At 34.7% G+C, this 24,804-nt stretch carries 19 protein-coding genes; 11 read left to right on the forward strand and 8 right to left on the reverse strand.

All coding sequences use genetic code 11. The annotated features are described in order from the left end of the window. Positions 1–19: 19 nt before the first annotated feature. Both pnuC and V4538_01240 read right to left on the reverse strand, forming a co-directional pair. Entirely contained in the window at positions 20–592 is a 573-nt protein-coding gene (pnuC, locus tag V4538_01235) for a nicotinamide riboside transporter PnuC (GenBank protein ID MES2379632.1), read from the reverse strand. Next, on the reverse strand, positions 589–3,054 hold the full coding sequence (locus V4538_01240) for a M1 family metallopeptidase (GenBank protein ID MES2379633.1): 2,466 nt from the start codon (positions 3,052–3,054) through the stop codon (positions 589–591). The genes pnuC and V4538_01240 overlap by 4 nt, the downstream gene beginning before the upstream one ends. A gap of 130 nt (positions 3,055–3,184) precedes the next feature. On the opposite strand from V4538_01240, the gene V4538_01245 reads away from it, so the two are divergent. From V4538_01245 to V4538_01255, 3 genes are all read left to right on the forward strand, one after another. Further along, entirely contained in the window at positions 3,185–7,297 is a 4,113-nt protein-coding gene (locus V4538_01245) for an immunoglobulin-like domain-containing protein (protein ID MES2379634.1), read from the forward strand. Between the two features lie 114 nt (positions 7,298–7,411). Beyond that, a complete protein-coding gene (locus V4538_01250; protein ID MES2379635.1) occupies positions 7,412–8,464 on the forward strand; it encodes an RluA family pseudouridine synthase in 1,053 nt (350 codons plus the stop codon). Between the two features lie 2 nt (positions 8,465–8,466). Further along, positions 8,467–9,387, forward strand: a complete 921-nt coding sequence (locus tag V4538_01255) for a lytic transglycosylase domain-containing protein (GenBank protein MES2379636.1) — start codon at positions 8,467–8,469, stop codon at positions 9,385–9,387. A 55-nt stretch (positions 9,388–9,442) separates the two neighbouring features. Here the strand turns inward: V4538_01255 and V4538_01260 are convergent, their stop codons facing one another. After that, a complete protein-coding gene (locus tag V4538_01260) occupies positions 9,443–10,717 on the reverse strand; it encodes a pyruvate dehydrogenase complex dihydrolipoamide acetyltransferase (GenBank protein ID MES2379637.1) in 1,275 nt (424 codons plus the stop codon). An 86-nt stretch (positions 10,718–10,803) separates the two neighbouring features. Continuing rightward, positions 10,804–11,796, reverse strand: a complete 993-nt coding sequence (locus V4538_01265) for an acyl transferase (GenBank protein ID MES2379638.1) — start codon at positions 11,794–11,796, stop codon at positions 10,804–10,806. On the opposite strand from V4538_01265, the gene V4538_01270 reads away from it, so the two are divergent. Further along, positions 11,786–12,349, forward strand: coding sequence for a hypothetical protein (locus tag V4538_01270; protein MES2379639.1), 564 nt, complete (start codon positions 11,786–11,788; stop codon positions 12,347–12,349). The two genes, V4538_01265 and V4538_01270, sit on opposite strands and share 11 nt — an antisense overlap. Positions 12,350–12,368: 19 nt before the next feature. Here V4538_01270 and V4538_01275 read toward each other — a convergent pair whose 3' ends face one another. Together V4538_01275 and V4538_01280 are read right to left on the reverse strand one after the other, a co-directional pair. Beyond that, positions 12,369–12,620 carry a hypothetical protein gene (locus V4538_01275; GenBank protein MES2379640.1) on the reverse strand — a complete coding sequence of 84 codons (252 nt, stop codon included), beginning with the start codon at positions 12,618–12,620 and terminating at the stop codon, positions 12,369–12,371. Positions 12,621–12,831: 211 nt separating this feature from the next. Continuing rightward, a complete protein-coding gene (locus V4538_01280; GenBank protein ID MES2379641.1) occupies positions 12,832–13,737 on the reverse strand; it encodes a histone deacetylase in 906 nt (301 codons plus the stop codon). Positions 13,738–13,832: 95 nt separating this feature from the next. Between V4538_01280 and V4538_01285 the strand changes: the two genes are divergently transcribed. The 4 genes from V4538_01285 to V4538_01300 all read left to right on the forward strand — a co-directional run bounded on the left by V4538_01285 (position 13,833) and on the right by V4538_01300 (position 18,016). Next, complete coding sequence (locus V4538_01285; GenBank protein MES2379642.1) at positions 13,833–14,933, forward strand: Re/Si-specific NAD(P)(+) transhydrogenase subunit alpha; 1,101 nt, start codon at positions 13,833–13,835, stop codon at positions 14,931–14,933. Between the two features lie 87 nt (positions 14,934–15,020). Further along, the gene (locus tag V4538_01290) at positions 15,021–15,314 is read left to right on the forward strand and encodes an NAD(P) transhydrogenase subunit alpha (GenBank protein MES2379643.1); all 294 of its coding nucleotides are present in this window, start codon (positions 15,021–15,023) and stop codon (positions 15,312–15,314) included. Positions 15,315–15,403: 89 nt separating this feature from the next. Beyond that, positions 15,404–16,822, forward strand: a complete 1,419-nt coding sequence (locus V4538_01295) for an NAD(P)(+) transhydrogenase (Re/Si-specific) subunit beta (GenBank protein MES2379644.1) — start codon at positions 15,404–15,406, stop codon at positions 16,820–16,822. Between the two features lie 21 nt (positions 16,823–16,843). Beyond that, entirely contained in the window at positions 16,844–18,016 is a 1,173-nt protein-coding gene (locus tag V4538_01300) for a hypothetical protein (protein ID MES2379645.1), read from the forward strand. An 80-nt stretch (positions 18,017–18,096) separates the two neighbouring features. Here V4538_01300 and V4538_01305 read toward each other — a convergent pair whose 3' ends face one another. After that, positions 18,097–19,224 (reverse strand): acyloxyacyl hydrolase, encoded by a 1,128-nt coding sequence (locus V4538_01305; GenBank protein MES2379646.1) that lies wholly within the window; start codon positions 19,222–19,224, stop codon positions 18,097–18,099. A gap of 379 nt (positions 19,225–19,603) precedes the next feature. Between V4538_01305 and secA the strand changes: the two genes are divergently transcribed. From secA to V4538_01320, 3 genes are read left to right on the forward strand one after another with little or no spacing between them, the layout of a single operon-like run. Further along, a complete protein-coding gene (gene secA, locus V4538_01310) occupies positions 19,604–22,927 on the forward strand; it encodes a preprotein translocase subunit SecA (GenBank protein ID MES2379647.1) in 3,324 nt (1,107 codons plus the stop codon). A gap of 54 nt (positions 22,928–22,981) precedes the next feature. Continuing rightward, on the forward strand, positions 22,982–23,629 hold the full coding sequence (gene deoC, locus V4538_01315; GenBank protein ID MES2379648.1) for a deoxyribose-phosphate aldolase: 648 nt from the start codon (positions 22,982–22,984) through the stop codon (positions 23,627–23,629). Between the two features lies 1 nt (position 23,630). Continuing rightward, on the forward strand, positions 23,631–24,041 hold the full coding sequence (locus V4538_01320) for an SPOR domain-containing protein (GenBank protein ID MES2379649.1): 411 nt from the start codon (positions 23,631–23,633) through the stop codon (positions 24,039–24,041). Here V4538_01320 and truA read toward each other — a convergent pair. Then, positions 24,038–24,769: a tRNA pseudouridine(38-40) synthase TruA gene (gene truA, locus V4538_01325; protein ID MES2379650.1), complete on the reverse strand. Its 732-nt coding sequence runs from the start codon at positions 24,767–24,769 to the stop codon at positions 24,038–24,040. The two genes, V4538_01320 and truA, sit on opposite strands and share 4 nt — an antisense overlap. Between the last annotated feature and the right edge of the window lie 35 nt (positions 24,770–24,804).

Genomic DNA, 24,804 nt, shown 5'->3' on the forward strand with positions numbered 1-24,804 from the left:
TGAATGGCTGTTTTTGTATTTATAAGTGTTGTTTTTTAAGTTCTTTTTTCCAAATTAAATACCCGTTTACTGATATGGCTGTATAAACCAACATTAATGCTGCATAAAGAAACAATTCACTTTCCCAACACAGAATAGCACTTGCAAAATTCAGTACTATCCAATAAATCCATGCCGTTACAATTTTCTGTGCTTCTTTGTAAGTAGCTATAAAACAAAAAACGGTAATGGCCACATCAAACAAAGTAGCCTTTATTTGCCATACAGGCAGCAAAAATTGATGCAATGCCAAAACAGCTAATACGCCCACCAGTAGGGAGATAGTTTGTTGTGTACTATTCCATGTTTGGAGGGGCTTGGTAGTATTATTTTTTTGCCAAACGTACCAGCCATAAATGGCCATTACTGCATAAAAAACGTGTAATACTACTTGCCCGTTTACTTCTTTATGGTTAAATATAATAGCCCCAAATACGGAAGATAAAAAACCAAAAAGCCAGCAGATTTTTTTTTGTTTAATAAGGAAATAATTATAAAGCAGTGTTGATATAATAGTACTTGCCTCTAATATATTTATGGGCGATAAAATCATTCAATCCAACTTAAATTACGTTTGATAATATCTTTTTGCCAGTTTTCAAAATGAGCTTTGCTATAGCTATCTTTTAAAAGCTGTTTGTAAATTACCTGTGTGGCAAAATAGTTAGCTAACTCATTGGCAGGGCCGGCTAATCTACTATTGCTTGACAGCATGGCATTAAAAATATTATCACTTAATTCTTTGTTTAACACATTAATTGTTTTAAAGGTACTAAAAGCTAGCAAACGGGTTCTAAACTCAAATTGGCTGGAGGCTAATTGATTCAGTTGACTGATAGCGTATTGTTTTTTCTCCGGAGCTAAAATTTGCTGCGTTGAAGCCAAGGCCATTATTTCATAATGTTTTATTTTAATAGCATTGTTCATACCCCAAATATTTTCTGTGGCCGATACTATTTTTTCTATTGTTTCTTTGTCCTGAAAATTAGTATACAGTTTATCCATCGCTGTTTTTACTACATCGTAACTGGAGTCTGATAGCGCTTGTACATAATACGGTTTCCATTCTGGTGAAATAGTATTTAATTTATTAAGCACATTTTCCCGTACAACAGATTTTTGATGTTGTAACATGGCTTGCATTGCTTTTACAGAAGCGGGCTCTTTATCGTTAATTAATTGATTGATTATTTCATTTATAATGCCATAATGTTTTTCTTTTTGAATGGCTTGTAACAAAATGTTTCTTTTTCCGCTCAGCTCAATATCTCGTAAAGCCACAATAGCATCATACCTGTCAATATAATTGGGCGCTTTTTCTATTTGCTGTTTTAACTCTTCTAGTGTTTTTTTAAATGTAACCTGTTTTATAATATTTGAGTTCGGATCAAAAAGCACAAAGGCTATTTCCTTATTAAGCGGATTGGCAATTTTTACTATTTCAAATGCCTCTTGTTGGGTTTGCGTAACGGCATCCACTGTTCCATCGGTATAATATACTTCAATAGTAACAGGCATTCTAAAATGACCAACTGTTTCATCCGTTTTATGTATTTGTTCAATGGTTACTTCTGTTGCTTTGTTTCCATTATTATTGGTTAAATCTTGGTAGTGTATGCGGTAATGAGGTTCTCCTCCTCTGTAAATCCATTGGTCAAAAAACCAATCTAAGTTTAAACCTAATTTGTCTTTTATGGCTTGTTGCATATCGTTGGTTTCAACGTTGGCATAAGCATGTGTTTTTAAATAATGGTTAAGTGCTCTTTTCCATTGGTCTTTTCCCAGTACGTATTCTAACATAGAAATAACGGCTGCTCCTTTAGGGTAAACCCTTGGGCTTCCACCGGCTGTGTTGCCTACAGGATAATTGTCTTTTTTACCAGCTTCTATTGCTGCATTTTGGTGAGCTCTTTTTTGCCAATCATATTCATCACTCCCATCTATTTCTTTGCTGAATTGTTTTGGGTAATAGGTAGCAAAACTTTCTTGCAACCAGGTTCCTCTCGGGTCTCGGGCGGTTATATAATCGCCAAACCATTGGTGAGTCATTTCATGGCAGTTTACACCAATATAATTTCTATCTAAAAAAGCTTTTTCATCCACATTGAAAAAATCGCCAAAAATAGTAGCTGTAGTATTTTCCATGGCTCCAAATATGAAATCCTGAACCATTACCTGGCTATAGCTTTCCCATGGATAACGAATACCTGTTTCTTTTTCTAAAAAATCCATCATCTGTGCAGTGTAACGGTATGTAGGAGCCATCCTGTCTGCAAATTCGGGGTAATACCAATTGTTTAATGCTACCCCATTGCTTGAAGTGGTTTTATTAATCGCATATTTACCTATAGCCAACATCAGTAAATAACCGGCATGCGGTTTACTCATCTGGTAATTCCAAGTAATCGTTTTGTCCTTATTCTCTTTTTTACTAATTAATTTTCCGTTTGACAGCACCTGATAATCTTTATTAAACGTAATAACTGTTTCGGTAATAAATTTATCATTCATATCGTCATACATAGGAATCCATTGCCTGTTATCTATTCCTTGTCCCTGAGTCCAGATTTGTTTGCGTACGGCAAAAGGATTGGGAACTTCCGGTTCTTTTTCATTCCAACCTATAAAGTAAATTCCTTTTCTTGGGTTGGCTTCGTATTCAAATTCAATAATGCCTTCCTCGTCCCATTTTAAACCTTGTTGAGGTTTAACCCAAACACCAGTTTTATTTATTGAAAACGGAACCTGTTTATTATTTAAAGTAACTGATTTAATATTAATAGCAGGAGCATCAAAAAATATAGAGTCTACTTTTTTCTGTAATACAGTAAAATGGTGCTGCACTTTTCCTATTACCAATCCTTTTTCTGCTACAAAACTTACCTCAACTCTCATTTTTGTAATATCAAGCGGGTGTTCTCTATAAGTAGTATTGTCTTTTAAGTACGCATTAAAATTTTGCTGAGCCGTTACAAGTTGACTAATAAAAGATAATACAAGAAATAATTTTTTCATTATACAATAATGCTAAAGTTAATTTTAATAAGTGTCCATTAAAAAAAGTTTGTCATAAAAATGATAAGAGTCACCAAAGTTACATTTTTTTATTATTATTGTTTTTTAACCCCTTAATAAAAAATGCATTATGAAAAAAAACTGTACTAAATTTTTATTGATTTTGGTTATGACATTTTGTTTTTTAATAAAAAACAGTAATGCCCAAACGCCCATGTTTAGTTACTCCCCAGGTATTTCTGCGGGATTAAACATTCCTTTAAATAATTATTCTTTGGGAGATTATAAAATGCAATGCATATATACCTTAGGCGATATTACTGGTGTATTTAATGGCAATATTACTGCCATCTATTTACGACCAAACTCAGCAGCTGCAGGCCCAGTAGTAACCAATTGCACTATAAAAATGGGGCAAACAAGTGCAACTTCTTATGCAAGTGCTACAGATGCTTTTATTACAGGATTAACAACTGTTTACAGCAATCCTTCTTTAACAGTTACCAATCCGGGTACTGCTAATTGGGTTAAATTTACATTACAAACACCTTTTTATTACGATCCTACTTTACCTTTAGTAGTGGAGTTTAGCAGCACCGCAGTTAGTATTGGCTTTCCGGTTAATGTTTTTCTTACGCCCACAATAAAAACACAATTAGGTACTCCAAACACAGCCACTAATGGAAATGGTGCTATTGCTGGTTCTAATTATCATATGCATTTTGGTGTTGATATGGTTGCTGGTTCTAATGTGTTACTACCTCCAATTGCTAATTTCTATACACCTGATACCGTTTGGATTAACAGTCCACAAACTTTAATAAATACTTCAAGTTTCCAAAGCCGTGTGTTCTGGAATTTACCTGATGAAAACCCGTTATACCCTGGTTATAACCGTACCACTTCAGGCGTTTATGCAGGCTATATTGATACAGCTAAATACAAAAACCACTTTACTTATACTTTTACCTCACCAGGTTTAAAACGTGTAAAATTATTGGCTGTAAACGATGCTAAACGCGATTCCTTATTAGATTCTATTGTTAAATTTATTTATGTAGACACCCCAAGCCAAAAACCCCGAGCCGATTTTATCAGTTTTAAACGTAAGCTTGGTTTTAGTGAAGAAGCACCATTGATTGATTTATCAACCAATGGTCCTAACCAGTGGGAATGGAGCTTTGATCCACCTTGTGCTACCTGTGCTACCGACCCCAATGCATTCCCTAACTATTTTAATCCGAGTAATACTGTTAGTAACCCACGTATAGCCGCTTTTGACCCCGGTACTTTCAGGGTATGTTTAAGGGTTTGGAATGACAGAGGAACCGATTCCATCTGTAAACCGGGTTATATACAAGTGTTTACCGGTATTAATATGTGTGCAGGAACTTCTTACCAAAGCAGTGAGCAGGTAGGATTCTTATATGGTGTATCAGGTCCTTATACCAGTTATGCCAGAAGTTTATGGTCACCAAGTTGTCCAGGTTTTACCATTGCACCTTGTGCAGATTCTGTTATTTTATATGTAGAAAGAATAAAAATGTTACCTGGTGATAGTATAGAAATATTCAATGGTCCGAATACCAGTGCACCACGTATAAGAGCGTTAGGAGCCAGTACTACCGGCCAATTACCTTTAACAGCAGCTCAATCTGTTATCCGTGGTGGAAGCAGCTTAAGCTTTAAATACAAACCGGGTAGTGCAAGTATTCCATCAGGCTATGATTCAGCTACTTTTGCTTTCCGTTGGGAGGCCAAAGCTGCTACTTATGGCAAACCAACAGCAAACTTTAATATTCCTGATACCTTCTATTCAAACCAACCGGTAAGTTATGTAAATACTTCAACCGGTACTTTGATGCAATATTCATGGGATACCGATGGTAATGGTTTGTTTGACTCGACTTCAGCTAACCCAACCAGAACGTTTTTGGTAACGACCCCGTTATCACGTGTGATAACTATGGTAGCTTATAACTGTGTAGGTTCAGATACCATCAGAAAAACAGTTACTTTTTTACCCATTAACAGAGCGCCAATAGCCCGTTTTACGGCTGATAAGTTTTTAGGGTTCAACACAGATACCTTCCGTTTATTAGACCAGTCAATTTATGGTGTAACCCAATGGAAATGGGTATTCAGTCCTAATGCAGTACAATTTATTAATGGAACCAGTGCTACAAGTCAAAGTCCACAAGTACGTTTAACAAGCCCTGTGGCTTATACCATCCGTTTGGTTACCACCAATAATTTTGGTATAGATTCAGTAACCAAAACAGCTTTTATACAAATAAATGCATACCAAACACCGGGAGCAGGAACCGTATTCTCAAGTGTAGCTGATGCTACCATGGGTATTACAAGAGTAAGATTGAGTAGTGTTGATTCAAGTTTTACAAACCCAACCTCACCAACTTACCAATACATCAATACCAAAACCCAGTTGGCTAATGTGAACAGAGGTGGTAAATATGCTATTGTTGTAAACAGACCAAATGCAGGCACCAATATGGATTACAAAGTATGGATAGATTTAAACTTTAATGCCAGCTTTGAAAACAATGAGTTAATATTAAACAAAATAAATAATGGTGATGCTCAGTTAACAGATACCATTATTATACCAGCCACCCAAGGCTATGGAACTACCCGTATGCGTGTAGGAACAGATTTAGCCAACTCTACCCAGTTTAATTCAGTGTATTCGGTAATAGGTATGTTTAAAGACTTTAATGTAGCTATCAACAAAGACAATGTAAAACCAAGTATTGTTTTAAATGGCACTAATATCCTACGTACTGAGATTAACAAAACCTTCAATGACCCATGGGTATTAGCTATGGATAATATAGAAGGTAATGTATCAGGCAGAGTAGAAACAATCTCTACTGTTGACACCAGCAATTTAGGGGTGTACACGGTTAAATACTTTGTAAAAGATTACTCAGGTAATGTATCAGACACCTTGGTTCGTACTGTCATTGTTGAGTTAAACAATACAGGACCTATCTTAATATTAACACCACCAACAGTAGTAACTTTAGAGGTAAACACAGATTATATAGAACCTGGTTTTATTGCTTTAGACAATACGGGTAATGATGTAAGAAACAATGTAATTATAACTACCGATTTAAATAAAACCAAAGTAGGTAATTATACGATGACTTATAGCATTACAGATGCATTTAACTTTAATAAAACCATGACCAGAACTATTGAGGTAAGAGACAGGACAGCTCCTGTTATTACCAAAAAATATGCAGGTTTGGTATACAAACACCAGATTAACTCTGTATTCAACCCATTGAACATTATTACTGCAACAGATAATTATGATAAGAGTTTAAGTGTAACCTTTAACAGTGGTGTGAACCCTAACAATATAGGCCAGTACTTTGTGGTATATAATGTAACGGATTCATCAGGCAATGCAGCGGTGACTTTCACAGCATCGGTAGAGGTGAGTGATTATATTAAACCGGGCATCAGCTTAAATGGTAACCAAACAGAAGAGGTAGAAGTATACGAAGTATTTAATGACCCTGGTGTGAGTGTGAGCGATAACTATTGCCATATAAACACATTGGTAACGGTAGTTACACCAAGCAACTTACGTACCGATTCATTAGGAACCTTTATGGTAACTTATGTGGTAACAGACTGTGTGGGTAATAAAGACAGTGTAACCAGAAATGTAAGTGTGGTGAAACACAGCTTACCTGTTATTAAACTATTGGGAACTAACCCTACCAATATGTTACGTTTCTGTGATTTTGTTGAGCCTGGCTTTACAGTAGAAGATAGATACTACAGTGGTTTAGCTAACAATGTAATCAGAGATTTATCAGCTTTACAAAATGATGTACCGGGAGTATATCCAATAAGTTATGTAGTAACAGACCCTTCTGGTAATCGCTCAGTAACTGTTATTCGTCAAGTTAGCGTATCAGAACAAGTATGTAACACCGGTTTATACGAAAATGTATTTGAGACTTACTTTAACATGTATCCATCACCAAGTAAAGGAATGGTATATGTGGAGATGAAAAACAACATAGCCATACAAGGTATAGAAGTATACACAGTAACAGGACAGTTGGTACAAAAAACAGAAGGTAATACTTTTGTTCAGGACAAAACAAGTTTAGACATGAGTAGCCAAAGCAACGGTTTATACTTTATGAGAATTGTTACTGAAAAAGGTACTTACAGTAAATCTTTTGTTATTAATAAATAAGAATTACGTAATCAATAAAACATTATAAGAAACAAAAAAGCCAACTCAAATGAGTTGGCTTTTTTGTTGTAATTACTTGAACAATGTAAAAAATACTTTCTATACCTTTGTAAAATGTATTTAAAGCCATTACAAGAGGATGACAATAATGAAGACCAAGAACTTTATGAACACCATAGGGTTGTTGTAGAAAAGGGACAGAGCCTACTTCGGATTGATAAATATTTAATGATTCGTATTCCTAATGCTACCCGTTCAAAGCTGCAACAGGCCTGCGATTTGGATTGTATTTTAGTAAACGACAAACCTATAAAATCAAGCTATAAAGTAAAACCTTTTGATGTAATTAGTATTGTATTACCTAATCCACCGGCCAATACCGAAGTAGTTCCGGAGAATATTCCGTTAAACATTATGTATGAAGACGATGATTTATTAATTATTAATAAACCGTCAGGCATGGTTGTTCACCCCGGTTACAATAACACTACAGGTACATTGGTCAATGCTTTGGCCTGGCATTTAAAAGATGTTCCATTTGCAAAGGAAAATAACATCAGACCAGGTTTGGTACATAGAATTGATAAAAATACTACCGGGTTATTGGTAGTGGCTAAAACAGAACATGCCATGACCCATTTGGCTAAACAATTTTATGAGCATAGTATTGAGAGAAGCTATAATGCAATAGCCTGGGGAGATATGCCTGAAGAGCAAGGAACTATTACCGGTTATATAGGCAGAAGTAATCACGACAGAAAAATATTTCAATTATATGATGATGCTGAAAAAGGCAAATGGAGTGTAACTCATTATAAAGTAATTGAAAGCTTAAATTATGTAAGTTTAATAGAATTAAAATTAGAAACAGGACGCACCCATCAAATAAGGGTACATTGTAAAAGTATAGGACATCCTTTATTTGGCGATACTACTTATGGTGGTGATAGAATTTTAAAAGGAACTACATTTACCAAGTACAAGCAATTTGTAGATAATTGTTTTGCTATACTACCTCGTCAGGCTTTGCATGCACGTTCTCTTGGATTTATTCATCCCACTACTAAACAGAAAATGTTTTTTGAAAGCGAGCTTCCAACAGATTTTGTACAGGTGCTTGACAAATGGAAAAACTATGCTAATTTTAAACCATACGGAGAAGAATAGATATGAAGTGGTTAAATTCTAAAAACAGTATTTTAGTTGTTTTATGTTTGCTGATAAGTGTAAGTGGATTTGTAATAAATGGTGCTTTACGCGATGACGATAAGCAGCAACAACTTTTAGAACAAAATTATAAGGTATATTCATTACCCATTCCGGAGTTTGTTACGTTTGCCAATCAAAAAATAAGTTTAAAAAGTTTTGATGTAAAAGAGCGATTTGACAGAGAATTATTGACCAATGTATACTGGCAGTCGCAAACTATTTTAATGCTTAAACGAGCCAACAGGTTCTTTCCTGTTATTGAAAAAATACTTAAAAAAGAAGGATTGCCTGATGATTTAAAATACGTAGCCCTAATTGAGAGCGGTTTGTTAAATGTAGTTTCACCGGCTGGTGCTGCCGGTTTTTGGCAGTTTATGGATAAAACTGGTAAGCAGTACGGATTACAAATTAATGAAGAAGTAGATGAACGTTATCATTTAGAAAAAGCAACCTATGCAGCCTGTAAATATTTTAAAGAAGCATATGCACAATTTAATGATTGGGGTTTAGTAGCAGCAAGCTACAACATGGGTATAGAGGGTTTGAAACGTCAAATGCAAAACCAATACGTACAAAGTTATTATGAATTGTTTTTAAATACCGAAACCTCGCGTTATGTATTCAGAATTTTAGCGATTAAAGAAATAGCTGAAAAACCGGAACATTACGGTTTCTTTTTAGCCAAAACACATTTGTATGATGTAATTCCAAGCAGAGAAATTTTAGTTACAAATTCTATTTTAGATTTAGCCAAATGGTCCATAGATCAAGGCACCAATTATAAAAATGTTAAACTACTAAATCCGTGGATCAGGAAAGGGAATTTAACGCTAAAACAAGGAGAATCATTGCAAATAAGTGTCCCACTTTCTGCAAGATAAAACGCATAAAAAAAGCCTGCTTTAGTTGACTAAAGCAGGCTTTTTTATTTATTGATTAAACCAATAGTTTAACCGGATTTTCCAATAACTCTTTCAGTGTTTTTAAGAAGGTAGAACCTATAGCCCCATCCACTAAACGGTGATCGCAACTTAAAGTTACTTTCATAATTGTAGCCACTTTCATCTGTCCATTTTCTACTATTACTGTTTCTTTACTTCCACCAACAGCTAAAATACAAGCATCAGGTGGGTTGATAATAGCAGTAAACTCTTCAATACCATACATACCTAAATTTGAGATGGTAAAAGTATTACCTTCAAACTCGTTAGGCTGCAATTTTTTATTTTTGGCTTTATCAGCTAATTGTTTTACCTCAGCACTTATGTGTGAAAGTGATTTATTGTCTGCAAATTTCACAACAGGTACTATTAAACCATCTTCAATAGCTACTGCTACACCAACATGTATGTGGTGGTTATAACGAATTTTATCGCCTAACCAGCTTGAGTTTACTTTTGGATTTTTGCGTAACGATGCAGCTACTGCTTTTACGATAAAATCGTTAACAGATATTTTCACATCGCCATCCGCATTGATAGTTTTACGGGCAGCATTTACATTATCCATATTAATTTCCATGGTAAGGAAAAAATGTGGAGCAGTAAACAAACTATCGCTTAACCTGCGGGCAATTACCTTGCGCATTTGTGAAACAGGAACCTCTTCATAACTTTCAGTTCCAACTACTGCAGGTATATTGTAAGCAGGAGCTCCGGCTGCAGAAGTTGTTGCTGCGGCTTTATTTGGTGTAAATGTTTCAACATCACGTTTTACAATTCGTCCCCCATCGCCACTTCCTGCAATTTGATTCAAAGCAATACCTTTTTCTTCTGCTATTTTTTTAGCTAATGGCGAGGCTTTTACTCTTCCATCATCCGTATTAGCAGTTGTATGTGTTTGTGGTGCTGATGAAACAGCAACGCTGGTTTCAGTTGTAGTAGTTGTTTCTGCTTTTGGTTCTTCCGTTTTAGGCTCTTCTGCTTTTGCAGGAGTACCAGCTCCTGTTTCCAATAAAGCTGAAATATCTTCACCTTTTTGTCCAACAATGGCTATCAATGCATCAACAGGAACACTTCCTCCGGCAGGAATACCTATATGCAATAAAGTTCCTTTTACAAAGTTCTCTAATTCCATGGTGGCTTTATCTGTTTCCACCTCAGCTAAAATATCACCCGATTTTATGTCATCGCCCACTTGTTTTAACCATGATACAATAACACCTTCCGTCATTGTATCACTCATTTTGGGCATGCGTATAACTTCTGCCATTTATTTTTTATGTTTTTAAGTTAAGGTTGCGAAAATAAGAATTGCCAAGCATATTTGAGCCTATTAAAATAATATTTTTTGATTACCTAAACAGTCAATAAACTACAGCCTCTTATATCGCTATTATCAAGTCTTCCAAGCACTTCAAAGTTTTTGGGGCCGGTTAATTTACCTAAGTCTTGTGTTTGAATAAAACAACAAGAGTGAATATTAGCTAAATCGATAACATTGATAACACCACTTTTATTAGCGCCTAAAAAAGTAAAAGGGTCAGTAGGGTCACTTATTTTTATTTGCATCCATTTCGGGCATTCAAAAACACCTTTTTCATGGCTATAAGCCTGGCTCAGCAGTTCAGTCATGCCATACTCGGAATGTATATTAGTAACAGCAAAAGCATTAGCTAACAAAGTATGTGTTTCGGCTCTGGTAATTTCTTTCCTACGCCCTTTCATCCCACCTGTTTCCATTACAATTAATTCAGGAAAGGAAATATTGTGCGTTTCAGCAAAATCAAGCAAAGCAAAGGTGGCTCCAATTAAAATAGTTTTTTGCTTTTTCTCTTTTAACTGTAATAATACATCCGCTAACTGGTTATGGTTGTATAAATAAAAATTGCTTAATGGATTGTTACTCGCTTTTATCAGCTCATCACACATGAGCAATAAAGAAGAACCCGTTCTTTCTAAATAAGAGGGCAACAATGCTAAAAAACAATAATCAGTAATGGGTCCGTAAAAATGTTCAAAGGCAGCAAAAAAACTTTTTGTATAAATAGTTCCATCCACAACTAGGTGTTTACTTTCTCCTTGCCCGCTGGTACTGCTACTTGTAAATTGTATTTCAGGTACTTTTGTACCCGTAACAATAGCATGCGATTTAAAAAACTGGATAGGCAAAAAAGGAATTTGTGCAACTTTTGTAACGCTTTGTTTGTCGAGTATTTTATTAAGTTTGCAATATTGTTGGTAAACAATATTATTATCGTATTGGTAAGCAAATGCTTTTAAAGCCAGCTCATCAAAATGAATTAAACTTGGGTCAAAAATGGACTTTACAAAATCATCAATGTTAAACATAAGTTACAAGGTTACCTTCGCTCTGCTTTTTTCAGGATTGCTTTTAAGCGCGTGCAAAGAAAAAGAAATATACTCAAACATTCCTCAAATTGAATATAAAACAGCTTACATACTAAGCAGTAGCGGAAAGGATTCTTTGTTAAAATTAATTTTTACTTTTAAAGATGGTGATGGCGATATTGGTTTAAACGATGGCGATACACTCCCTCCTTACAATCCAAAGTTCGATTCTATTACCAATATATCGTTAAATCCTTATTATTTTAATTGTTATGTAGAGTATAGAGAAATGGTAAATGGTGTGTTTAAACCATACATAGCTCCGGGAACTACCGATACTTTTCAATACACTTACAGAATGCCCAGTTTAACACCTGAAGGCAAGCATAAAGCCATAAGAGGTGATATTGAATTAGATGTAAAAATATCAACCAGCCAGCGCTTGTCAACCAAGCTAATTGATACCATCCAATATAGTATTTATATTTTTGACAGGGCTTTAAACAAAAGTAATAAAATAACAACGCCCCCGGTTTATTGGAGGCGTAGCTAAAATAAAATTGATTTAAATATTAAAAGTCGTCATCATCATCGTCATCATCATCATCAAAATCTTCAAATGATGCTGGCTCTTTTACATCAATAACATCATCATCGTCATCACTGTCAAAGTCATCGTCTTCGATTTTTAAATCGTCATCATCATCAAAATCATCTTCATCGTCTGATTTCTTTTTGGCTGCACGTGGTGCATTCATTACGTCCACAGCTTTACTAGCTGATGGTTTGCTTACTGAGCGGGCTGTTACTGATTGTAGTTTCATTTGAGTGAAAATTATCTATGCAAATGTTGTTTAAGTTTGGTTAAAAAGTCAAGTATTTTTTTGTTTTTTTTCAGGCAGCAAATAAATTGAGAGTTTCTATAAAATCAATAGTTGAGGAAAAATTTATAAAAATTTTTGTGTTGCGTTTATTAAAATTTTAGCAGTATGCCACAAGCAGAAAGAATAGCAGCAAATCAATGATTTTTATTAATTATTGAAAAAATATTTCGGCTGCTGCTTTAAAAGTATTACAGTGGGCATTTACAATATCGCTTATTTTAGGTGAGTAACCACCGCCCATGGCACAAGCAACAGGTATTTTATTGGCTTTGCATAATTCAAATACAAAAACATCGCGTTGTTTACAAGCCTCAGTACTTATATTTAGCTTGCCAAATTTATCAGTAGCTAAAATATCAACCCCACATAAATAAAATATAAAATCAGGGCGGTGTTTTTGTACAACCAAAGGTAAATGCTGATGTAATAAATCTAAATACATTGTATCGTTAGTACCGTCCATCAGTTCAATATCCATATCAGATTGTTCCTTATGAAAAGGATAATTGTTTTTACCATGCATACTAAAAGTAAACACCGCTGCATTATTTTGAAAAATTTGTGCCGTTCCGTTTCCCTGATGCACATCCAAGTCAACTATTAAAATACGTTCAGCTAATTTATTTGTCAATAAATAATTGGCCGCTATAGCCATATCATTTAACAAACAAAAACCCTCCCCTTTATTAGTAAAAGCATGGTGAGTACCTCCGGCTATATTCATAGCACAACCATATTTTTGTGCATACAAAGCACCATCAATAGTACCTTGCATAATGGTTATTTCACGTGTTACCAGTTCAGCCGATAAAGGAAATCCTATTCTACGCATATCGCGTTCAGATAGTAAAAGATTTTTCAAGTTATGCCAGTACCCATATTCATGCGTCAGTAAAATGGTTTGCTCATTGCACACTGTTGGTTCAAATAAATTATTTTCCTCAATAATACCTTCGTACAATAATTGTTGTGGGATTAATTCATATTTAAGCATAGGGAAACGATGCCCTTCGGGCAACGAATGCTGATATATATTGGAATAAGCTATTTTAAACAAAGTATAATTTAAAGATTGAACAGATATTTAGCAATAAAACAGTTCAACAATGAAAAAAAAAATATATTTTGCCCTTGAAAAAATAATTTTAACTAGTGAAAATATCCGTTTTAAAAGAAACCCGCGAAGGCGAAAACAGAGTAGCATTAACTCCGGCAGTTTGCACACAACTTATAAAGCAAGGTTACGAATGTTTGGTAGAAACCAACGCAGGCTATAACTCAAATTTTAATGACGATGCTTATACCCATGTTGGTTGTAAAGTTGTTTCAAAGAGCGAGGCACTGGCACAAGCTTCTATTTTAGCTAAAGTTAATGCACCAACTGATGAAGAAATAAATTTAATGCAAGCAGGCACTGCTTGCATTTCGTTTTTATATGCCAATAATAATCCGGAGCTCATTCAAAAATTAGCAGCTAAAAATATCACTGCTATCAGTATGGATGCTATACCACGTATCAGCCGTGCACAAAATATGGATGCACTTAGTTCGCAAGCTAACTTAGGCGGTTATAAAGCGGTTATTTTAGGCGCTTCACAACTAGGCAAAATATTTCCGTTGTTAATGACCTCAGCCGGAACGATTACTCCTTCAAGAGTTTTAATATACGGTGCCGGTGTAGCAGGACTACAGGCCATTGCTACTGCAAAACGTTTAGGTGCCATAGTAGAGTGTACAGACGTAAGACCCGAAACCAAAGAACAAATAGAAAGTTTAGGTGGAAAGTTTATTGAAGTAAAAGATGCAGAAGCAGCTAAAGTGGAAGGTGGTTACGCCAAAGAAGTTTCAGCAGAATATTTGCAAAAACAAAAAGAGGCCGTAAACAAAAGTTTGTTCCAAGCCGATTTAGTAATTACTACTGCATTGGTAATGGGCAAAAAAGCACCTGTTTTAATTACCGAGGAACAAGTAAAACAAATGAAATTGGGTGCTGTAATAGTTGATATGGCAGTAGAGCAAGGTGGTAATTGCGAGTTAAGCGAATTAAATAAAACAGTAATAAAACATGGTGTTACTTTAATTGGCCAAAGTAATTTGCCAAGTACATTACCACAAAACGCTAGTGAATTATATGCTAAAAATATTCAGAATTTATTAACCCATTTAGCCACTAAAGATGGTTTTAAGTATGAAATGGAAGAAGAAATTACCAAAGGAACTTTTATAACACACGAAGGGAAAATTTTGAAATAAAAAACAACCAATTATTACTCAAATTTTATTGATGTAATAATTGGTAACAAATCATAAATCTTAAGTCAAAAATCATAAATATAAAGTATGCTCGAATTTATAACACAACACATTGAAATGTTTTACCTCATTATCTTAATGATATTTGTTGGTATTGAATTAATTGGCCATGTGCCATCGGTTTTACACACCCCTTTAATGAGTGGCGCTAACGCTATACACGGTGTAGTTATTATAGGCTCTATTATTGTAATGGGACAGGCAGAACATGTTGCTTCACTTATTTTAGGTTTCTTAGCCGTGGTGCTAGGCACCTTAAACGTGGTAGGTGGTTTTGTAGTAACCGATAGAATGTTGGAGATGTTTAAAAAGAAAAAATAAGTTTAACAATTGTCAGATTGTTTAATTAAAAAATAATAATCCAACCATCTAACAATAATGATAAATCCATTAACACAAGAAATCATAACATGCAACAACATATTCTACAAATAATATACTTAATCGCTTCAGTAACTTTTATTGCAGGCTTAAAATTTTTAGGAAACCCTGCCACTGCGCGCAAGGGCAATTTAATGGCTGCCTTTGGAATGGTACTGGCCATATTCGGAACCATATTTTTATACACCAATGAAGCAGGTGAACATTTACATAACCTTGGTTTTATTTTTGGTGCGTTGTTAGTAGGTACCGTAGTAGGCTGGATAGTAGCCAAAAAAGTACAAATGACAGCCATGCCCGAAATGGTAAGTTTATTTAATGGAATGGGAGGCGCTTGTGCTATGCTTATTTCTATTATTGAGTTTAAACATTTAAGCGAAATAGATTTAAGTGCTGTAGCTGCTGGTCATTTATTAACCATTGTATTGGGTTTAATTATAGGCTCCGTTTCATTTGCCGGTAGTATTATAGCCTGGGGTAAATTAAGTGGAAACGTAAAAGACAAATCATTGGGCATGCAACAAGCAATCAATATAGGTTTGTTGTTGGTTATATTAATTCTTTCAGGTGTAATGATATTTGGAGGAACACCTTATACCATTGAAATATTCTATGCTGTATTTGCCTTATCGTTACTATACGGAGTATTATTTGTATTGCCTATTGGCGGAGCTGATATGCCGGTAGTAATATCGTTATTAAATTCATTTACGGGAGTAGCTGCAGCTTGTGGTGGATTTTTATACGATAACAAAGTAATGTTAGTAGGAGGTATTTTAGTAGGTTCGGCCGGAACATTATTAACCATCGTTATGTGTAAAGCCATGAACCGTTCATTGGTAAATGTATTAATAGGAAACTTTGGAGGTGGCGCTAAAGGAGGAGATGCAGCAACTGCATCAAACTTTGAAGGAACCATAAAAGAAGTAACCCCGAGCGATGCAGCCATACTAATGAAATATGCAAAGAAAGTAATTATAGTACCCGGTTATGGTTTAGCAGTGGCACAAGCACAACATATTGTACACGATTTAGAGCTGTTATTGGAAGCAGAAGGAATTGATGTAAAATATGCTATTCATCCTGTTGCAGGACGTATGCCGGGTCACATGAATGTGTTGTTAGCCGAAAGTAATGTAAGCTACGATAAGTTAATAGAGATGGAAGAAGTAAATCCCGAGTTTGCTACCACCGATGTAGTATTGGTTGTAGGTGCAAACGATGTGGTAAATCCGGCAGCTAAAACCGACCCAAGTTCACCTATTTACGGAATGCCAATATTAGATGTAGAAAATGCAGCCAATGTTATTGTAAACAAACGAAGCATGAAAGCTGGTTATGCTGGTATTGAAAACGAATTGTTTTACAAACCAAAAACAAGCATGTTGTTTGGTGATGCAAAAAAAGCATTGACACAACTGGTAAGTGAAATAAAAGCATTAGGATAATAAAACCAATAAAAACTAAACATGAAAAAAATTTTATTGTCAGTAGCTTTATGTATAAGCATGTTGGCAAATGCACAAGATGCAGAGAAGAGAGAAGTTAAGTATGAATACATTCAACTCCCTTCAAGGCCATTGCCTGCAAATACCATGAACTACCATGTAACGGTTGATGCTCCGTACGCGGATAAAAATGATGAAAAGAAAGAAGAGTACGAAAAAAATAAAGTAGCATTAGAAACAAGGAATAAAGAAAAAGCAGATGCCTACAAGCAAAAAACCACCATGCAAAAAATAGCCGACAGGGCATTGCTAGACGAGAAAAAGCCTGTGACAGAGCACATGAGTGAGCTTAAATTAAGCAGAACATTTGATTTAGATATGCTTGCCAATATGGTAAAACTGGAAGGCATGAACGATGTAGCTGGCAATGGTTTAAAAATTAACATCAGCCTAATGGGCTTTGAAATGTTAGAGCCTGTTGTAACCTTCGATAATATATTTAGTGGAGGACAAACAAATAAAAAGTACAAATACGAAATAAGCTATAAGCACCCCGTTGTTATTAAAGCTGAAGTAATAGGCTCCCAATTTATTTATTCAGAAACTCCTGAAAAATTAAATTCATTCAGTAAATTTTATACCGAAGTATATAATAGCGAAGCCGAACTAAAAGCAAACTATGAAAAAAACAAAGAAGCTATTCTGAGTTCGTTGGAAGAAAAAGCCGTGATGGAAAGTATAAAAGGGGCCAATTTGTTATTGAACGATTACCATGCCTTGAAAAAGGTTAAACACGAATCAGATATATGGGTAGCCGAAGGTAAAAAATATGATTATACCGATTATATAACAGCATTTGAAACAGCAAGCCAGGCTTATGTTTTATTAAAAAACGATGCAGAGAAAAAAGAATCAAAAGCTAAATTAGTACAATCTATTGCTTTGTGGCAAACTGCTTTTAGTCAAGCCGATTTAAAAGATAAAAAGGCGAGAGTAAACAGGGAAATAGCAGGCGCTACATTATTAAATATAGCAGAAGCACAAATGTGGTCAGACCAATACGATGAAGCACGAATTACTTTAACCAAATTAAATGGTATGGATATGAAAGGCAAAGAAAAAAGACAATCAGAATCCATCTCAAAAATGATTGAAGAGTTAGAACCTCGTTACAGAGTATATTTTACTAAATAGATTTTCAACCATACATTAAGTATAAAAAAAGCGCGAATTAAAAATTCGCGCTTTTTTATTGTCTTCGTTCAACAATAATGTTACTTAATAATATTTTTTATTGGAGGTTTGGGTTTAAGTCTGTAACCCAAATAACATTCAACAAAATCACCTTGAACACCCATTTTAGAGTCGAAAGTATTTTTAAAATTAATGCCCATAAAAAAATTATGCATAGGCGTATATTTTATACCAAACTTGCTGTAAATACCCCCTGTTCCTACATACTTTAAATTATATACGTAATGCATTAAATAAATAGGAATACTAATTTTTCCTATTTCAAACTCCGATGTAAAACCAATACCCGCATGAAACTTATCTATAAATTTAATATCCGACATTAATTTAGGCGATAAGGTTCTGATATTGGGTGTTGGATCAAAATACATATCCAAGGCAAAACCATAATTAAATAATTTATTATAAGCATATAAATACTGAGCGGAGAATACTCCTACCGGATAGGATACCGCAAGCGGTTTTAAGATACTTTTGTAACCACCGCCCGCAAAAGCCTGCCAATACCATATTTTAGTTAACTTACTCCTAAAAACAGTGTGCCCGCGGGTATTCATTCTATCGTAAAAAAAAGCACTTACTCCAAACTTTGCATAACCCACACTAATCATCTGGTTAGGTGCTTTGGTACCTCCATTTGAAATATTAACCATACCAACCTGAAAATCTAAATCCATATTAGGTATAATATTATGGTGTAACCCGAAACCCAGTTCGTATGCAAAATTACCGGTAGTTGATATGGAGTAATTAGAGCTATTGGTTTCCAGCTTATAATACTTATTCATATAAGCACCACCTATACCAAACCTAAAAAAGCCATAGGTTTTGGGTAAATTTAACCAGTTAAAATCAATGTAGGGTATGGCAGTAACCGCCTTACCAAAAATAGAATTCAAAGGCAGGTTCATATAAGCAAAGTTTATTCCTATACGCGGATTGTTGTAAAGCTTATTCCAATCCTTTTGTCCGTCCGTTCTGTAAACAATCCCAAATTCAGCCCCGGTTACTATTTTATTGTAGTTGCCAAACTGTGTTTCATTTGTTCTTAACGATACATCGTAACCCAAAAGTAATGATGAACTAATACCAATATTTCTTAAAAATCTTGAAGTATAAACAGTTTGCGCCAATACAAACGTTGGCATAATACTTACTAAAAATATAATTATCCTTAACCTTTTCAAACTTTTTCCAAAAGTAGTTATTCGAAATACTTAATCAATGAGATAATTTAGTATGATTAAAGATTTGATTAAAAATCACCTTTTTATCTTTGCACATAAACCAAGTACTTCACCATAACCTCCAACAACAAGACTGTTACCAATAAATACTTTAAAATAAAATACGCCACAAAAGCTATTTTAAACCATTTCTCTACACTAAACAAGCCAAAAAGTCAAATAATTGGTCTTGGATTAATTTTAGCTAAAATGAAAATGCTTAATAAATACTATCGATTGGTAGTTAAAATTATTTATTTTGCAAGCCACATAATTTTATAAATAAAACCAACATTTTCATATGTTAAATGCCATTTTAAGTAAGCTTTTTGGAAACAAATCTGACCGTGATTTAAAACCCATTTATCCTGTTGTTAAACAAGTTAATGAGGAGTATAATAAACTACAAACCCTTAGCGATGATGAGTTACGTAATAAAACAAATGAGTTTAAAGACTACATTAAATCTAAACTAAGTAGTTTAGACAGCAATATAGCTGAATTACAAGAACAAACGGAAGTTGTTGATATTGATTTAAACGATAAAGATGATTTATTTAAAGAAATTGATAAGCTAAAAAAGCAACGTGATGCAGAAATTGAAAATGCTTTAACAGAATTACTTCCACAAGCTTTTGCCGTGGTGAAAGAAACTGCACGCAGGTTTACCGAAAACAAAAAATTATCCGTTACTGCTACTGATTTTGACAGAGATTTAGCTGCACAAACAAAACCTAAAAAACCCGTTACTATTGATGGCGACAGAGCCAATTATTCAAATAGCTGGGAAGCTGCCGGTAATAATGTAGTTTGGAATATGGTACATTACGATGTACAGTTAATAGGTGGTATAGTGTTACACTCAGGCAAAATTGCCGAGATGGCAACAGGTGAAGGTAAAACATTGGTTTCTACTTTACCTGCTTACTTAAATGCATTAGCAGGCGAAGGAGTGCATATAGTTACCGTAAATGATTATTTGGCACGAAGAGATTGCGAGTGGAATGCTCCATTATTTGAATTCCATGGTTTAAGAGTGGATTGTATTGATTACCATGAGCCAAACTCAGAAGCAAGACGCAACGCTTATTTAGCCGATATTACTTATGGTACCAATAATGAATTTGGTTTTGATTATTTACGTGATAATATGGCACGTGATAAAGAAGAGCTGGTACAAAGAAAACACCATTTCGCCATGGTGGATGAGGTTGACTCTGTTTTAGTAGATGATGCAAGAACCCCTTTAATTATTTCAGGACCAGTTCCAAAAGGCGATGACCAACAGTTCTTTGCACTAAAACCACGCGTAGAAAGATTGGTTAATGCTCAAAAGCAAGTATTTAATATGGTGCTAGCCGATGCAAAAAAATTAATTGCAGCAGGCGATGAAAAAAATGGCGGATTCAAACTCCTTCAGGCACACCGTGCAATGCCTAAAAACACTGCCTTGATTAAATATTTAGGAGAGCAAGGCATTAAACAAATTTTAACTAAAACGGAAAGCCACTATATGCAGGACCAACAAAAGGAAATGCATAAAGTAGATGCCGATTTATACTTTGTAATTGAAGAAAAATTGAATTCAATAGACCTGAGTGAAAAAGGAGTTGAGTTAATTACTTCAAGTGGCGAAGACCCTCACTTTTTTATTATTCCTGATGTAGGTTCATCCATTGCACAAATTGAAAACAATGCGGATTTAAGCTCAGATGAAAAAGTAGCTTCTAAAGAGCAGTTAATGTTTGATTTCTCTATTAAATCAGAACGTATACATACCGTAAACCAACTTTTAAAAGCTTATTGTATGTTTGACAAAGACGTTGAATACATTATTAGCGATGGAAAAGTAAAAATAGTTGACGAACAAACAGGCCGTGTTTTAGATGGCAGACGTTATAGCGATGGTTTACATCAGGCTATTGAAGCAAAAGAAAATGTAAAAGTAGAAGCTGCTACACAAACCTATGCTACCGTAACACTACAAAACTTTTTCAGAATGTATCACAAGCTTTGTGGTATGACAGGTACTGCTGAAACAGAAGCTGGTGAATTATGGGAAATATACAAATTAGATGTAGTAGTAATTCCAACCAACAGGGCCATATCTCGTAAAGACGAGAATGATATTATTTATAAGACCAGACGCGAAAAATACAATGCTGTAATTGACGATGTCGTAAAACTAAGTGAAGCCGGTCGCCCTACCCTAGTTGGTACTACTTCAGTTGAAATTTCGGAACTACTTAGCCGTATGTTAAGTATGCGAAAAATTAAACACAATGTTTTAAATGCTAAACAAAATCAACGTGAAGCAGAAATTATTGCAGAAGCCGGTCAAAAATCAGCGGTAACAATAGCTACCAATATGGCTGGTCGTGGAACCGATATAAAACTAGGTGAAGGTGTTAAAGAAGTAGGCGGATTAGCGATAGTTGGAACGGAACGCCATGAATCAAGACGTGTGGACAGACAGTTAAGAGGTCGTGCAGGTCGTCAGGGAGATCCGGGTTCTTCTCGTTTCTACGTTAGTTTGGAAGATGAGTTAATGCGTTTATTTGGTAGCGAACGTATAGCAAAAGTAATGGACAGATTGGGTATGAAAGAAGGTGAAAACATAGAACATTCTTTAATTACCCGAAACATAGAAAATGCCCAACGTAAAGTAGAGCAAAACAACTTTGGTGTAAGGAAACGTTTGCTTGAGTACGATGACGTAATGAACTCGCAACGTGAAGTAATATACTCTAAACGCAGAAATGCTTTGTATGGCGATAAATTAGAGCTTGACTTAAGTAATATGTTACACGATTTAAGTTACGAGTTAGTAGAAATTTACCAAGAGACAAAAGACTATGTTGAATTTAAACTTGAATTACTTCGTTTACTTACCCACGAAACACAAATAACGGAAGATCAATTTTCAGGTAAAACAGAAAATGTAGTTGATTTATTGTTAGCCGAATTAAGTGACCATTATAAACAGAAATTAGCTAATATGGCTATTCAGGCTGCTCCGGTATTTAACCAGGTTAATACTGAAAATAACGTAGCCGATTATGAAATAATAATTGTTCCGATAACTGATGGATTCAGAAACATTCAAATACCTGTAAATATAAAAAATGCGGTCGCTAACCAAGGTCGTGAAGTAGCAAAAACTTTCGAAAAATTTGCCTCACTTTGGATGATTGATGATGAATGGAAAGAACATTTACGTGAAATGGATGATTTGAAACAATCATCACAAAATGCGGTGTTTGAACAAAAAGATCCATTGCTTATTTACAAACTAGAATCGTTTAACTTATTTAAAGGTTTACTAAGCAGAATAAACCGCGAAGTATTAGGTATGTTGTTCAGAGGACACATTGTTATTCAAAACAACCAAAATATACAAACAGTAAGTTCGGCTCCTCGTAAAGAGCCGCAACCAAAATTACAAACAAGCAGAACTGATGATTTAGCTGAAGCACAACAAAAAGCTGCTCAAGCAGGACCACCGGTTAGCGATAAGCCAAAACAACAACAAATAGTAAATGATTTAAAAATTGGCCGAAACGATTTATGCCCTTGTGGTAGCGGTAAAAAATACAAACAATGCCACGGTAAAGAAGTAGCATAAAACTAAAAAATAACTAATAAAATCCAATAACAACATTGGGTTTTATTTCATATTATGGAAGAACTAAATACCTATATAGAACATACCAACCTTAAAGCTGACTGTGTAAAAGAAGATATTATCAAGCTTTGCAACGAGGCCATTGAACACCAGTTTCATGGTATATGCGTATCGCCATACTATTTACAGTTAGCTAAAAAAACAATTGGTAAAAAACCAATAAAACTGGTAACAGTAGTTGGTTTTCCTTTAGGTTATTCAACCGTTGGTGCAAAAGTAGAAGAGGCAAAAAAAGCAATCATTGCAGGAGTTGACGAAATTGATATGGTGATGAATATTACTGCCTTTAAAAATGGTGATATGCAAACCGTTTTAAATGATATTCAATCAGTAGTTACCGTTTGCCATCTTCAAAACAAAAAAATAAAAGTTATTATTGAAACTGCTTATTTAAGCGATGAAGAAATAAAACTAGCGTGCAAAGCATGTATTGATTGCGAAGTAGATTATGTAAAAACATCAACTGGACACGCAAGCACCGGAGCTGATTTAGAAAAGGTAAAACTAATGCGTAAAACATTACCTAAAAAAATTAAGATAAAAGCAGCCGGGGGCATCAAAACAAAAAAAGAAGCCATTGCTTTTATTGAAGCTGGTGCTGATATAATAGGCTCTTCTAATAGTATTGAAATTATTAATTAACATGAATACCTATCTAAAATACTACGTCTTCGCAATCTTTCTATTTTGTAGTTATTTATCAATAGCACAAAAAAAACAGCATGGCTCCATTCAGATTAAAGGCGAAACTACTTTTTTAGATAGTTTAATAGAGAAGAATAAAACCGTTAATAGTGCCAATAAAGTAATAAAGGGATATAGAATTCAACTATTTTCGGGTACAGAAAGAAACAATGCAAATGCTGTTAAAACAAAATTCTTAAAACTTTTCCCCGATCAAACTGCTTACTTAATATATAATCAACCGTACTTTAAAATACGCGTTGGCGATTTCAGAACTAAAATTGATGCTGAAATTTTTTATAATAAAATAAAGGCCGAATTTGGAGAGTGTATTATTATAAGCGATAATATAAGCCTACCAAAACTTTAATATACTACTTTAGTTAAATACAAACCTTTAGCCGGCACAGAAGTACCCGCCTCTGATCTGTTTTTACTAGCCAGTATTTCCTCTAATTCCTTTAAAGTAGTTTGGTGCAGTCCAATTTCAATTAAGGTACCAACAATAGCTCTAACCATATTGCGTAAAAAACGGTTTGCCCTTATTGTAAAAACCAACCTCCCATCCTCCTTACTCTCCCAAAAAGCAAGCATCAAATCGCACCTAAAATTATTTACCTGCGTATGCACTTTACTAAAACATTCAAAATCTTTGTGCACTAATAGTATCTGACATGCTTCATTCATCAAAGTAATGTCTAGCTCCCGCATAAATACCCATGCCAAATCATTCATAAAAGGATTAGGTTTGGTATTAATTACATACTCATACTCTCTGTATTTTGCATCAAAACGAGCATTAAAGTTTGAATCAACAAGTGTTATGGCATAAATAGCTATATCCTTACTTATTACCTGGTTTATTTTATGAAGAATGATGGGTGTATCTATTAATTGCTCACTTTCAAAATGTGCTACAAATTGTTTTGCATGAACTCCCGTATCAGTTCTGCCACATCCAATTGTTTCAACCGGGTTACGTAATATTAAAGCTAGTTTTTCTTCCAGCTCCTGCTGTACACTTAACGCATTGGGCTGTCTTTGCCAGCCATGAAAGTGAGTGCCTTTGTACGCCAGGTCTATTGCATATTTATTCATCAATCTTTTATAAATAAACAAAACCCCCAAAAGCT

It is taken from the genome of Bacteroidota bacterium (assembly GCA_040388375.1).
Taxonomy (GTDB): Bacteria; Bacteroidota; Bacteroidia; order UKL13-3; family UKL13-3; genus JAAFJM01.